Source organism: Bacillus sp. AR8-1, assembly GCF_008042345.1.
GTDB classification, from domain to species: Bacteria; Bacillota; Bacilli; order Bacillales; family Bacillaceae_G; genus Bacillus_A; species Bacillus_A cereus.
The window spans coordinates 1-13853 of sequence record NZ_QNUB01000019.1 but is presented as its reverse complement, the minus strand read 5'-3'; the positions used below and the strand labels follow the sequence as shown (position 1 = coordinate 13853).

The following is a 13853-nucleotide window of genomic DNA, read 5'->3' as shown; positions in this document are numbered from 1 at the left end:
TTCTTTTTTGTTTATTAGGACTCTGTTGTAATAACAGTACCGTCTGCGTGAGGTGTATCTCCTCCGGTATTTTGATGTTGCTGTTCTTGTTGTTTCTTAGCTTCTTCTTCAGCTTTTTTCTTGGCCTCTTCTTCAGCTTTCTTCTTAGCTTCTTCTTCAGCTTTTTTCTTAGCTTCTTCTTCAGCTTTTCTTCTAGCTTCCTCATCAGCTTTCTTTTGAGCTTCTTCTTGCTGTTTACGTTGTTGTTCTTGTTGCTGTTCTTGTTGTTTCTTAGCCTCTTCATCAGCTTTTTTCTTAGCTTCGTCTTGTTTTACTTTATCTTCATTAGCCTTTTTCTGGGCTTCCTCATCAGCTTTTTTCTTAGCTTCTTCATCGGCCTTTTTCTTAGCCTCTTCATCAGCTTTTTTCGCATCTGGAGTTCCGCCAGGCGCAGTGAAGGATGCACCAACTGCTGGGCTTGTTCCAGTGCCTTTTTTCGCTACTACAGAGAAGCTGTAAGTAACACCTGGTTTAATACCACCAAGAGTAGCTGTCGTACCACTTATTGATAGGCTACCACTTGAACCATCAGTTGCTTTATAGCTGGCTGCATATGCATCAACTTCTGCTGGTCCAGACCAGTTTAGTGTAACTGTGCTAGCGCCATCGAAAGTGACATTCAGACCACTAGGGGCATTTACTTTAATTTCTTTAATTGCATCTTTTTTCGCACCTTTTACGTATAACTCTCCGTTTATTTCTTGTACAGAAGAAGGACGTTCAAAGCGTGATTTATCTGTAGCGAATTTGCTCATCATTACTTGGAACATTTGCTGTGCAATTTTAGTATAACGATCACTAATGTAGTTTTCTGGACCGTTCTTTACGTAACCCGTCCATACAGCCATCGTATATTGTGGTGTATATCCAGCGAACCAGCTATCCCTGTTTGCATCAGCTGGAATGCCGTATTTCTTTAAATCTTTTGCATCAAAGTTTTGCGTTCCAGTTTTACCCGCTACGTCAACACCTGAAACATATGCTGTTGGTCCTGTACCACCAGAACCAGGTTTTACTACGTCACGAAGAACGTCAGTTACCATGTAAGCTGTATAGTCTTGCATAGCGCGTTGTTCTTTCGGTTTAAAGCTTTTCTTTTTCCCGTCCGGGAAGGTTACTTCTTTTACGAAGTGTGGTTTATTATAGTTACCACTATTACCAAAGGTTGCATATGCACCTGCTACTGCTAATGGAGAACTATCGTTACTACCAATTGCAGTAGATTCATGTACTCCATTTTCAAATGTCATGCCTAAACCTTCAGCAAACTCTTTTGATTTATTAAGCCCAACTGTTTGAGCTGTCTTTAAAGCCGGGATGTTTAATGACTTCTTCAATGCTTCACGAAGTGAAACGTCACCTTTAAAACTCCCTGTAGCATTTTTAATCTTTGTGCCATCAGAATAAGTATATTCAGAGTCATTTAATTGATGATAAGTAGACCACTGAAGATTCTCAATCGCTGGACCGTAGTCGAAAATTGGTTTCATTGTTGAACCAACTTGGCGTTTTAAATCAGTTGCCATATTATGACCTTTGAAAGTGGACTTATTTTCTTTACGTCCAGCACCAATTGCTCGAACTTCTCCAGATTGTGTATCCATAAATACGAATGATCCTTGGAATTGATCGTTTGGATACTTAATAAGATTGCCATCCATAATTTTTTCAGCATAATCTTGAGCATCTTGATCAAGTGTTGTATGAATCGTTAAACCATCTGAACCGATATTTACATCAGGATATTCTTTTTCAACTTCTTTTACAACTGCATCTAAAAATGCTTGATACTTCATCTCAGTTATTTCTGAAGACGGTTGAAGGCCCTCTGTTACTGGGATCTTAACTGCGTTATTCATTTCTTCTTTTGTTATATAACCATGTCGATTCATTAATGACAATACGACATTACGACGATTTGTTGCTCGTTCAACATTTTCCTTTTTTGTAGGATCATAAATGTTTGGACCTTGGGGTAAACCAGCGAGCATAGCAGCTTCATGTAATTGCAAGTCTTTTAAATCTTTACCATAATATTTTTGCGCTGCTGTCGCAATACCATATGAACGGTTACCTAAATTAATCTTATTTAAGTACATTTCTAAAATCTCATGTTTAGAGTATTGTTGCTCTAATTTATAAGATAAGTACCATTCTTGTACTTTTCTCTTAGCGGTTTTATCCATCGTTAGAAAATAGTTCTTAACGACTTGCTGTGTAATCGTACTACCACCTTGGGAACCGAAACCACCAGTGACATTTTCCATAACTGCTTTTGTAGTTCGTTTAAAGTCAATTCCATTATGATCATAGAAACGTGAATCCTCAGTTGCAAGGAATGCATTTTCAACTACTTTTGGAATTTGATCATAAGTAACATGTGTTCGTTTTTCAGCACCGTATTCATAGAAGAAATTTCCGTTTTTATCAAGAAACTTTGTTGATAAAGGATTAACAAGTTTGGATTTATCTAATTTTGGAGCGTCCTTAACCATAACAAAGAAAGCGGAAACGCCGGCTACAAGACCAACGATACCAAGAAGTAGACAACCTATAAGGAATTTCTTGAAAAAGGAGCCTTTTTTCTTTGTTTTTTCTTCTTTATTTGTTTTTTTCTCTTGATTTTTTACATGATTTCGTTCTGTACGAGAACGATAATTATCTGACATTATACTTTCTCCTACCTTTCATTCTCTCCCCCAAAAGTCGAAAAAAGAGCCTTAGTGATGACTCTATCACGAAAAATAAACCGTGTCTAGTACACGGATATAGTCAATCCGAGGGTGATAACCGCATGATAATAAGGATCCATGCTCTTCTATTTCTTCTTTCGTAATCGACTTGCGTCCACCTGTATTTTGACGATTCCAAAATGCAATAATATGTTTTGCATCTAATAAATAAAATTCATCAAAAAGTGTAAATTTAATAATGACAAATGCAATTCCATTATGAGCAACCACTTGCTTCATATGTTCTATTTGATGAAGGTGGAAGTTTTGAAGTGGGAAACTAGTTTTATTTTTTGTTTCCTTTGCTTCAAAATCGATGTATTTCCCTTTGTATACACCGTTGTAATCTGTCGTAGAAGGTTGTTTAAAATACGCTTCTTTTACCACTGCAGCACTTCGAGCGGGGTAATCTACTTTTACAATTTGAAGAGGTGTAGGCTTTTTATGTACACATGCAATATTATGGGTTAAGTAATATTGATTTGTTTCATTCAATTCCTCTTCAAGGGACATACCTCTATTGCTATAAGTATGTGTTTTTATAGGTGTTTTTTGAGGTTGTGAAGCTTGATTATACCTTTTTCCATTTGGGTAACGAATGGTCATAGTGTGTCCACTCCCAACTTGCTAAGAATTACTTACAAAGGTGATTATATCAAAAAATGAAAAAAGATGTGACCTTTTTGATGAAAGGTATGATGACTTATTTATGTTTACATGGAATGATTATATGAAAATTAAACAAAATCGAGAAAAAAATTTTTGTACAGAGAAAGAAAAAGCGATCATTCGCAATATTAAAAAGAAAACAGAAATAGCTAATGTGGACAATATTTCTCGGACACAATCTTATCACGAATATTATTTAAGAAATAGTGAAATCAGGTGGGCCTTTTTAGCGAGTATGGTTTCGAGAAATGCGGGATGGAATATGACTGATTTAGAAGGGAGATATTATGCCACTGTATTACCTGAAACGGTAAAAAAACATTTATTTCTTCTGTACGAACAAGCTAATTGGATTATTTTCTTAGATGCATTTCCTCAGCTATTATTGTATGAGGAAAGTAAGAAGAGACGGGCACCTCTCTTTCATTTGTTGCAATATTTCAGCGTATCAATTTTTATGGAAAAAGAATGGTTACTTTTCTGGGAAAGAAGAGATATGAATAGGCTTATGACAGCGCTTATTATAAATGAACAAAATAAAATTCAAAAACCAGTCATTGAGAACACATATTTTAAAAAACATGTATTCCATACTGCACTTTTTAAAGTACAAGAAAGATTTCATATTAGTGCAGTTATCTTCCCAACAATTGAAGGGAGGATGTATGGATTTTCGGTTTATCAATTTGAAACGTTACAACAGCGTATAGAACTAGGAAAAAAATTAGCATGGTTATTGTTTCATCCAATTTATAATGGTTCGTTTTATAAGTTTGCATTGCAAACTACACATACTGGGTCTAGAGAAGATTATGAAGTTTACGCACAGGAAACTCGAAAGTCTTATACGCCAACACTTAGAGATATTTATCCTGTTATTTTACATGAAGAAATAAAAATGAGAGATTGGTTTTGTGCAAATATGAAAATGAATGTGCTATTTGTACTTGAAGAACCTAAAGAGGAAGTTAATATAACAGAATGGTATAGAAGAAAGAGAGAACAAATCTATAGGCTATCTATCGTAAATCGTTTTGCTAAAAGGATGGATGAGTTCATGATATAATAAAAAAGAAGTCCCGTCTTCCATTTTGAAGACGGGACTTCTTAATTTGAAACAATCCTGCTATGCGTGCTACAACTTTAATTTCAAAACGTAATGCTAGTAGGAGATTAAGGATGATTTGAAATCTACCTGTTCGTAATAAAGTCTCGCTTTATGTAGCAGGGAAGTTTGGACCATCTAGCTTTGGATTGCCAGTCTCAGGTTTATTTTGTTGTTTGTTTTGGTTTTTCTTTTTTTCATTTTTGTTCTTTGCCATTGTAATACACCTCCTTTTTGTATTGTTACCATTTCTATAAATGACATACGAAATGATTTCTTTGACGAATAACAACTAGTTTTGTCATGTGGGCAGGAGTGGTGAATCATTCGGCGAAATTACATGACAAAGGAAAAGCAAAGAAGGAGGCGTTTTGTATATGGCGATGGTTCAGAAGGAAGATGTAATGAAAAAAATGGATCAAATGTTAAGTTCTCTCGATTTGCTGGAAATGAATATAGGGATTAGAATGAATCATGCATTAAAGGATGCGAGTGAAAAAATATGCAATAAGATAGAAATAACAGAAATGCATATTGAACATATGGAAAATAAATTAGTGCATCACGAAGAAAAAGGGAATTGGGTAAAGACATTTCAAAACGTCGTAGTGAGTGCATAATAAGGTGGGAAAGAAATGAAGAATGAAGCATTAATACAGTCTTCAGAAAAACTCATGCAGTATAATAATGAAGCGAATGTAAAAAAAAGAGAACTGATTGAATACGATTTTTATAAGGATATGAAACCGTTTGTAGATATGGTAGATGAGGAATTAGAGAAGTGGAAAGAATTAGCTTATACGTGGATTAAAGAAGAAAAGCCAAAGTATATACATGTACAGCAAATTGATCAAGTATACGATAATTTACAAACGAATGTGTTACAATGCTTTGTAAATAAAGGTAAAGGTAAACGATTCTTTGAAACACACCAAGCCGTTTCGTATACTTTGCAAAATATAGTTGAGCAATGTAAATAACAAGAGGGAGAACCCTCTTGTTATTTTTATGCTTCTGTCATTGTTGTAGGTTTTGTTGCACCGTTTATTTCTAATTCTTTTATTAATGTTCGATAATCTGAAATGCATATTTTTCCTTCGAGATACCAATGTCTCGCAAAGTCTAATAATTCATTTGCATTCTCTGTACAATACCCCTTTTTTTGAGAAAACGCTTGTTTTAAATCCCCTAATACCATGTTGATTCCTCCCCCATGAGAATCTTCTTCTTAATTATCATAGCATGGAAGGGTTTTCTTTTTTAATTTTTTAAAAATTTAAACTTCCGACAAAAATAGACAGATACTCCATCACACATATTATTTTATAGGTACATATTATATATGTAGAAACTTATGTAAAGGAGGAGAGAATGCATGTTTCAACAATCTAACGTATATCAGCAAACGAATCCATATGCACAGCAAAATATGTACCAATATAATACGGATACATATTTACGGTATAATATGTATCCTTTCGAGCCTTATTATGGAAATCAAAATTATTATCAACCGTTTGAAGTGTCATTTATGAATCAAGCTCAACAACAGCAGCAACCTTATGTAAATCAGGCCCAACAACCACAACAGCAACAACCTTATGTGAATCAAGCTCAACAATCACAAGCTCAGCAACCATACATGAATCAACAACAGCAGCAGCCTTATATGAATTCACAATATTATATGCCACCACAAGCGCCCTATGCTAATCAACAAGGGATGTTTTATCCACCAAAACAACCGTATCCGACACAGAGTAAACAAAAGCAACAACAGCCAAGTCAGTTTTCTAGTTTTGTTTCTCAATTTAAAACATCAGATGGTAACTATGATGTAAATAAAATGATGAACACAGCTGGCCAGATGATGAATGCGATGAATCAGGTGACAGGTATTGTAAAACAAGTTGGAGGCTTCTTTGGTAAGTAATGTTGAAGGGGTGTCTATGAAAGTATTGTATATGAAATAAAGGACTAGACAAATTTACTTGTAATAAATGGGTATATATAACAATCGGCTTTCTCTCTTTTCTCATACTGTAAAGTGTAATCAGATTTTTTTAACGAGAGAGGAGAGAAAAAACTATGCATCATTGTCATCCTTGTTTTGGAGGGCATAAGCCTGTAGGACCTATTTGTACAACTGCTCCTGTCGTTCATCCGACGAAACAATGCGTAACACACTCTTTTTCAACAACGGTGGTGCCACACATTTTCCCAACACATACAACACATGTACATCATCAACAAATTAAAAACCAAAACTTCTTCCCACAAACAAATTCAAATGTAAATGTTGTGGACCCAATCGACCCAGGATTCGGCGGTGGATGTGGACCGTGTGGCCATGGTCATCATCACCACGGTCATCAAATATCTCCATTTGGGCCAGGACCGAATGTATCACCGTTTGGACCAGGGCCAAATGTATCACCAGTAGGTCCAAATATCGGACCAAACGTTGGTGGAATATTTAAAAAGTAAATGATATGTTAGAACTAGCGAAATGCTAGTTCTTTTTTTGTAATTGGAGTGTTGATATGAAAGTTATTGCAGTAACAGGATATAAGCCATTTGAACTTGGAATATTTAAAAATGATCATCCAGGGGGGGAGTGTATAAAAAAGGCATTACACCGCAAATTAACCACTTTTGTAGAAGATGGTTTAGAGTGGGTTATAATAAGCGGCCAGTTAGGTGTAGAATTATGGGCTGCTGAAGTTGTTTTTGAAATTCAAGTAGAATATCCAGACTTAAAATTAGCGGTATTTACTCCGTTTTTAGAACAAGAAGAAAATTGGAAAGAAGATAATCGTGAATATTACGAATTTATTCTTTCTCAAGCAGACCATGTTGATAGTATCACGAAACGGAAGTATGAAAGCCCAGAACAATTTAAATTAAAAAATCAATTTTTTATTGAAAAAAGTGATGCGCTTTTAGCGGTATATGATGAAGAAAAACCAGGAAGTCCCAAATATATTGTAGAAGCAGCAAAGAAAAAAGGGGAAATAGAAAATTATCACAGTTATTTCATTCTTTTTTCTGATTTACAAGATATAATAGAAGAGGAACAGTGGAATAATGCAGAGTAATATGTAATATAGTACTCGTATATATGATTGACAAAAAGCATTGTTTCTGAAAAAATTTAGTTAATGAAAGTTTTGGTAAAAATTTGAGGTGAAGAAAATGATTTCGGATAAAATTAAATTAACAGCGAAAGATATTTTAGAAAAAGAATTTAAAACAGGTATGAGAGGTTATCAGCAAGAAGAAGTAGACAAGTTTCTTGATATGATCATTAAAGACTATGAAGCTTTCCACAAAGAGTTTGAGCAATTAAAGCAACAAAATGCTCGTTTAAAGCGTGAATTAGAGGAACAAAAACTAGCAGTAACGCAAGTTCCACAACAACCTGTACAAACACCAGTTGCACAACCGGTTTATAACAACACGAATACGGATATTTTAAAACGCTTATCTAACTTAGAAAAAGCTGTATTTGGAAGTAAGTTATACGAATGATGTAAGGTGGGAAAAGGTTTAAGCGTTTTACATAGAAAAAAACGTTGCAAAATCTTTTTGTTTCCACTATACTAATGGATGTCATAACGTTTGGGTAATCGCTGCAACGCCAACGTTGTAGAGGAAAGTCCATGCTCGCACGGCCTGAGATGGCTGTAGTGTTCGTGCCTAGCCAATTCATAAGCTAGGGTATTCTGGCTGTAAGGCTGGTTTAACGGCAGGGAAAAAACCTAAGTCCTTTCGGATATGGTTTGACTACCTTTAAAGTGCCACAGTGACGAAGTCCTTGAAGAAATGATAGGAGTGGAACGAGGTAAACCCCACGAGCGAGAAACCCAAATAATGGTAGGGGAATCTTTTCCAAGGAAATGAACGACGGGAAAGGACAGGTTTTATAACCTGTAGATAGATGATTGCCACCGGAGTACGAGGCGTGGGCCGTTTGTAGTACAAAGGAACAGAACATGGCTTACAGAACGTTATGAACCAACTATGAAATAACTCAGCTCTCCTTTGTTAGAGGAGGGCTTTTTATTTGTATGAAGTTATAAAGTATGAGTTAAAATGGTTAATGAGAAAAATTTTCGTAAAATGTAATGATTAATAGGACCAATTGCTATTAATTATTGTTTGAATATACATAAGAGGTGAATGCAAATGGGAAAAGTTACTTTAATTGCAACAGCGGCAATGGGTATTGAAGCGTTAGTTGCCCGAGAAGTTCGCGATCTTGGTTATGAATGTCAAGTAGAAAACAGCAAAGTAACATTTGAAGCAGATGAAAAGGCGATTTGTCGCACGAATTTATGGTTACGCACTGCGGACCGTGTAAAAATTAAAGTTGGCGAATTTAAAGCAACAACATTTGATGAGCTATTTGAAAAAACGAAAGCATTAAACTGGGGAGATTATATTCCAGAGAATGGCGAGTTCCCTGTTATCGGTAAATCTTTAAAATCTGAATTATTCAGTGTTTCGGATTGCCAACGTATCGTTAAAAAAGCTGTCGTTGAAAAATTAAAAACAACATATAAACGTACAACTTGGTTTGAAGAAGATGGTCCGTTATTCCGTATCGAGATTGCAATGCTCAAGGATATTGCAACATTAACAATTGATGCGAGTGGTGTTGGACTTCATAAACGTGGATACCGTATGGATCAAGGGGAAGCTCCGTTAAAAGAAACATTAGCTGCGTCTTTAATTAAATTAACAAACTGGAAGCCAGATCGTCCATTTGTTGATCCATTCTGTGGATCAGGTACAATTCCAATTGAAGCAGCATTAATTGGACAAAACATTGCACCAGGATTTAACCGTGGTTTCGCATCTGACGAGTGGGGCTGGGTAGGTAAACAAAACTGGCGTGAAGCTCGTCAAGAAGCTGAAGATTTAGCGAACTATGATCAACGATTACAAATCATTGGATCAGATATTGATCATCGTATGATTCGAGTTGCTCAAGATAACGCAGAAGAAGTGGGCTTAGGCGATTTAATTACATTTAAACAAATGCAAGTAAAAGATTTCACAACAAAAGAGGATTATGGCTACGTTGTAACGAATCCTCCATACGGAGAACGTTTAAGTGAAAAAGCACTCGTTGAACAACTGTATAAAGAAATGGGACAAGTATTCCGCCCGTTAGATACATGGTCAGCGTATGTATTAACAAGCTACGAAGCATTTGAGAAGTGTTACGGAAAAGATGCGTCGAAGAAGCGTAAACTGTTTAACGGATTTATCCGTACAGATTACTACCAATACTTCGGAAAACGTCCACCGCGTAATTCATAGTATAAAACTCCTCCAGCGCGCATATACTGGCTATTATGTAATGCGTAAAGGAGGAAGTGATATGGATAATTTCCAATTATCAATGATTCAAAAAGCTATTCACCGTACGTATGATGAGCTCGGAAAAGAAGTGGATAGTCAAGGTGCGATTGTAGATGAAATACAAAAAGCACAAGAAGAATATTTGTCAGCTCTTTCACATGAAACAGCGATTGATAAACGGTATTTAAAGTCATTAATATAGAAGAAAATTTTCCTTTTTCGAAAGGAAAATTTTTTTTCGTGAATTTCTATGTATTGCAACAGGGGAAAGCAAATGCATACATATGCGTAGCAGTTGCTATTATCTTTTTATAGAAAAACTTTTTGGTTGGAGGCTAAGGATGTTTACTGAGAAGAGATTACCATTTGAAGTAGGAAAACAAGATAATTTTTATGATAAGTTGAATGAGTGGATTGGAGATGTGTTTTACGACATCCTTCCGGAAAAAGGCTTTGAAGAGCGTGATGAACAAATTTTTATGGCGTTTCAGTTAGAACGCGCTTTCCAAGAAAAGAAAGTTATGTTCGCAGAAGCTGGTGTAGGAACAGGGAAAACAATTGTATATCTTCTATATGCAATTTGTTACGCGCGTTATACTGGGAAACCAGCTATTATTGCTTGTGCAGATGAAACGTTAATTGAGCAGCTTGTGAAAGAAGAAGGGGACATCGCTAAGTTATCTGAAGCATTAGGGCTATCTGTTGATGTAAGGCTTGCAAAATCAATGGATAATTATTTATGCTTACGTAAACTTGAAGATGTTATGAGTGGACGAGCTCCAGAAGTAATTGAAGACGTATATTATGAGTTACCACAGTTTGTATTCGATCATGGTACGATGCAAAACTTTACTCACTATGGTGACAGAAAAGAATTTCCACTTTTAAATGACGAAGAATGGTCAAAAGTAAATTGGGATTACTTCCAAGATTGCTTTACTTGTGATTCTCGTCATCGTTGTGGACAAACTCTTTCTCGTGAACATTATCGTAAAGCAGCAGATTTAATTATTTGTTCTCAAGATTTCTATATGGATCATATTTGGACGTACGATGCTCGTAAGCGTGAAGGACAAATTCCATTATTACCAGAAAGTAGCTGCGTTGTATTCGATGAAGGACATCTTGTAGAATATGCAGCTCAAAAAGCTTTAACATACCGTTTAAAGCAAACGATGATGGAGCAACTTTTAACGAGATTGCTACAAAACGATATTCGTGAGGAGTTTGCACATTTAGTAGAAGAAACAATTTGGCAAACAGAGCGATTCTTTGATGTGTTACAAGAAAACAAAAAAGAAATTGCCGGTTCTGATCGTTTAGAAATTACTGTGACAGAAAAAGTAACAGCTGAAGCGAAACGACTTTATGCAAAAATCGGTGAAGTTGGAGATGCATTAGTATTCGAAAGTGAAATGCATACAGTAAACACGTATGATTTAAATATTGTTGATGAGCATTTAGATGTATTAGAACATTCACTTCGTCTGTTCATGCACGAGAAAAATGTAATTACTTGGGGTGAAGAAGGTGATGGTGCCTTCACGTTAGTGATTATGCCGCGTGCAGTTGAAGAAGTATTACAAGAGAAAGTGTTCTCGAAGAAAATACCGTATATTTTCTCTTCTGCGACATTATCGAACAATGATTCATTCGCGTTTACAGCTAATAGCCTAGGGGTAAAAGATTACTTATCATTCTCAGTTGCTTCACCGTTTGATTACGAAGAGCAAATGGCAGTAAACTTACTATCGCATACGAAAGAAAATGAATGGGAAAGAAAGTGTCAATATACACTTGAAAATATACAAAAAACAAATGGACGTACGCTTGTATTATTCCGTACAACGCAAGAGCTTGCAGCGTTCAAAGAGTATGTAAGTAAGGAGCAAATGTCGGTTCCGTTCTTATATGAAGGAGATCAGGAAATTAGCCAGCTCGTTTCTCGTTTCCAAAATGAAGAAGAGACTGTACTTTGTGCGGTTCATTTATGGGAAGGTTTAGATATTCCTGGTTCATCATTATCACACGTTATTATTTGGTCATTACCATTCCCTCCAAACGATCCTGTGTTTGAAGCGAAACGTAAGCACGTAAATGATCCATTCTGGGATGTAGATGTACCATATATGATTTTACGACTTCGTCAAGGAATTGGGCGTTTAATTCGTACAAGTGAAGATAAAGGTGCTATATCAATCTTCTTATCTGATTCAGAAGATGAGAAAGTAGTTGCAGCTGTGAAAAATGTACTGCCAGTAGAAGGTAAAGAATTATAAGGAGAAAGCTTGGCGCTTGCCAAGCTTTTTTTTATATTATAAAAGGAATTTATGTTTCCGTGTCGAATTAAGTTTGAGGTAGAAAAAGGAGGCTTTTATACGATGACAGTTGCTACATATGAGGTAGAAAAACAATTTTTAACATACGTGAAGAAGATACAGAATTACGGAGAAGCATTAAGTTTAATGTTTTGGGATTTAAGAACAGGTGCACCAAAAAAAGGTGTAGATCAGCGTTCAGAAGTAATTGGTATGCTTTCGTCAGAAGTGTTTGTTATGTCGACTTCAGATGAGATGGGAAACTATTTAACAGAACTTGAAGCTTTAATACGTGAAGATAAACTTTCTGAAACGACAAAGAAAATGGTTGAAGAGTGTCGGAAAGAATATGATAGAAATAAAAAAATTCCACAAGCTGAATATGAGGCTTATGTGAAATTAGAAGCGAAAGCAGAGAGTGTGTGGGAAGAAGCTCGCGAAAAATCTGATTTCGAAATGTTTCGCCCATACTTAGAAAAAATTGTTGAATTTAAAAAGAAATTTATTACATATTGGGGTTATGAAACATATAAATACAATACATTATTAGACATGTATGAGCCAGGTATTACAGTAGAAGTTTTAGATCACGTATTTGGTCAACTTCGTGAGCGTATCGTGCCGCTTGTAAAAGAAATCTCTGAGTCTAAAAAAGGATTAAAAACAAGTGCTTTATCGGAACAGTTTTCAAAAGAAAAACAAAAGAACTTTACATTAGAACTATTAAAGCAATTGAATTATGACTTTGAAGCAGGTCGTCTTGATGAAACAGTACATCCTTTCGAAATTACATTAAATAGAGGGGATGTTCGTATTACGACACGCTATGATGAAAAAGATTTCCGTATGGCTGTATTTGGAACAATTCATGAATGTGGTCATGCAGTATATGAACAAAACATTGCAGAACAATTTGAAGGTACACCACTTTGCAGTGGTACATCTATGGGTATTCACGAATCACAATCATTATTCTTTGAGAACTTTATCGGCCGTAATAAATCATTCTGGAAGAAAAATTATGATTTATTAAAAGAGTATAGCGATGGTCAATTTGATGATATGTCAGTCGATGAGTTTTATGATGCAATTAACGAATCGAAGCCGTCATTCATTCGTATAGAAGCAGATGAGCTTACATACCCGCTTCATGTTATGGTGCGTTATGAATTAGAGAAAGAATTATTTGATGGTACATTACAAGTGAAGGACTTACCAGCAGCTTGGAATGATAAGATGGAAGCATATTTAGGAATTCGTCCGGAAAATGATGCGCAAGGTGTATTGCAAGATGTTCACTGGGCTGGTGGCTCATTTGGATACTTCCCATCTTATGCGCTTGGTTACATGTATGCAGCGCAATTTAAGCAAAGAATGTTAAAAGACATTCCGAACTTTGATGCATTATTAGAAGAAGGAAACGTAACACCGATTCGTGAATGGTTAACAGAACATATTCACCAATATGGTAAAACGAAAAAGCCGCTTGAAATTTTAGAAGATGTAACAGGTGAAGGCTTAAATGCAAACTACTTAGCCGATTATTTAGAAGCGAAATATAGAGCGATTTATGAGTTGTAAAAAAAGAGCTGCTTAATTGTGAACTGCACCCCAATTGTT

Annotated in this window: 15 protein-coding genes and 1 other RNA gene; 12 read left to right on the top strand and 4 right to left on the bottom strand. The window is 35.7% G+C overall.

Going from position 1 to position 13853, the window contains the following annotated elements:
- Nucleotides 1-14: 14 nt before the first annotated feature.
- Nucleotides 15-2708, bottom strand: coding sequence for a PBP1A family penicillin-binding protein (locus DN400_RS15095; protein WP_147801729.1), 2694 nt, complete (start codon nt 2706-2708; stop codon nt 15-17).
- A gap of 66 nt (nt 2709-2774) precedes the next feature.
- Nucleotides 2775-3377: a Holliday junction resolvase RecU gene (recU, locus tag DN400_RS15090; RefSeq protein WP_000155599.1), complete on the bottom strand. Its 603-nt coding sequence runs from the start codon at nt 3375-3377 to the stop codon at nt 2775-2777.
- Between the two features lie 103 nt (nt 3378-3480).
- Between recU and DN400_RS15085 the strand changes: the two genes are divergently transcribed.
- Nucleotides 3481-4506 (top strand): DUF2515 domain-containing protein, encoded by a 1026-nt coding sequence (locus tag DN400_RS15085; protein ID WP_179953505.1) that lies wholly within the window; start codon nt 3481-3483, stop codon nt 4504-4506.
- A 151-nt stretch (nt 4507-4657) separates the two neighbouring features.
- On the opposite strand, the gene DN400_RS30135 is transcribed toward DN400_RS15085, so the two are convergent.
- Nucleotides 4658-4837: a hypothetical protein gene (locus DN400_RS30135; protein WP_001987054.1), complete on the bottom strand. Its 180-nt coding sequence runs from the start codon at nt 4835-4837 to the stop codon at nt 4658-4660.
- Between the two features lie 85 nt (nt 4838-4922).
- On the opposite strand from DN400_RS30135, the gene DN400_RS15080 reads away from it, so the two are divergent.
- Together DN400_RS15080 and DN400_RS15075 are read left to right on the top strand one after the other, a co-directional pair.
- Nucleotides 4923-5165, top strand: coding sequence for a hypothetical protein (locus DN400_RS15080; RefSeq protein WP_001252036.1), 243 nt, complete (start codon nt 4923-4925; stop codon nt 5163-5165).
- A 15-nt stretch (nt 5166-5180) separates the two neighbouring features.
- On the top strand, nt 5181-5525 hold the full coding sequence (locus DN400_RS15075; protein ID WP_000786937.1) for a YppE family protein: 345 nt from the start codon (nt 5181-5183) through the stop codon (nt 5523-5525).
- A 26-nt stretch (nt 5526-5551) separates the two neighbouring features.
- On the opposite strand, the gene DN400_RS15070 is transcribed toward DN400_RS15075, so the two are convergent.
- On the bottom strand, nt 5552-5743 hold the full coding sequence (locus DN400_RS15070) for a YppF family protein (protein ID WP_000242652.1): 192 nt from the start codon (nt 5741-5743) through the stop codon (nt 5552-5554).
- Nucleotides 5744-5920: 177 nt separating this feature from the next.
- Between DN400_RS15070 and DN400_RS15065 the strand changes: the two genes are divergently transcribed.
- The 9 genes from DN400_RS15065 to ypwA all read left to right on the top strand — a co-directional run bounded on the left by DN400_RS15065 (nt 5921) and on the right by ypwA (nt 13814).
- Nucleotides 5921-6478: a YppG family protein gene (locus DN400_RS15065; RefSeq protein ID WP_065228538.1), complete on the top strand. Its 558-nt coding sequence runs from the start codon at nt 5921-5923 to the stop codon at nt 6476-6478.
- 155 nt (nt 6479-6633) lie between these two features.
- The gene (locus DN400_RS15060; RefSeq protein WP_147801728.1) at nt 6634-7032 is read left to right on the top strand and encodes a spore coat protein; all 399 of its coding nucleotides are present in this window, start codon (nt 6634-6636) and stop codon (nt 7030-7032) included.
- A gap of 56 nt (nt 7033-7088) precedes the next feature.
- On the top strand, nt 7089-7643 hold the full coding sequence (locus tag DN400_RS15055; protein WP_147801727.1) for an SLOG family protein: 555 nt from the start codon (nt 7089-7091) through the stop codon (nt 7641-7643).
- A 97-nt stretch (nt 7644-7740) separates the two neighbouring features.
- Nucleotides 7741-8076 carry a cell division regulator GpsB gene (gene gpsB, locus DN400_RS15050; RefSeq protein ID WP_000622431.1) on the top strand — a complete coding sequence of 112 codons (336 nt, stop codon included), beginning with the start codon at nt 7741-7743 and terminating at the stop codon, nt 8074-8076.
- An 86-nt stretch (nt 8077-8162) separates the two neighbouring features.
- An RNA gene (gene rnpB, locus DN400_RS15045) (RNase P RNA component class B) lies at nt 8163-8553 on the top strand.
- A gap of 180 nt (nt 8554-8733) precedes the next feature.
- Nucleotides 8734-9873, top strand: coding sequence for a THUMP domain-containing class I SAM-dependent RNA methyltransferase (locus tag DN400_RS15040; protein WP_000521224.1), 1140 nt, complete (start codon nt 8734-8736; stop codon nt 9871-9873).
- Nucleotides 9874-9934: 61 nt separating this feature from the next.
- Nucleotides 9935-10117, top strand: coding sequence for a DUF3921 domain-containing protein (locus tag DN400_RS15035; protein WP_000368570.1), 183 nt, complete (start codon nt 9935-9937; stop codon nt 10115-10117).
- 139 nt (nt 10118-10256) lie between these two features.
- Complete coding sequence (locus tag DN400_RS15030) at nt 10257-12194, top strand: ATP-dependent DNA helicase (RefSeq protein ID WP_000493700.1); 1938 nt, start codon at nt 10257-10259, stop codon at nt 12192-12194.
- Nucleotides 12195-12296: 102 nt separating this feature from the next.
- Nucleotides 12297-13814, top strand: coding sequence for a carboxypeptidase (gene ypwA, locus DN400_RS15025; protein ID WP_044307513.1), 1518 nt, complete (start codon nt 12297-12299; stop codon nt 13812-13814).
- Nucleotides 13815-13853 lie beyond the last annotated feature (39 nt).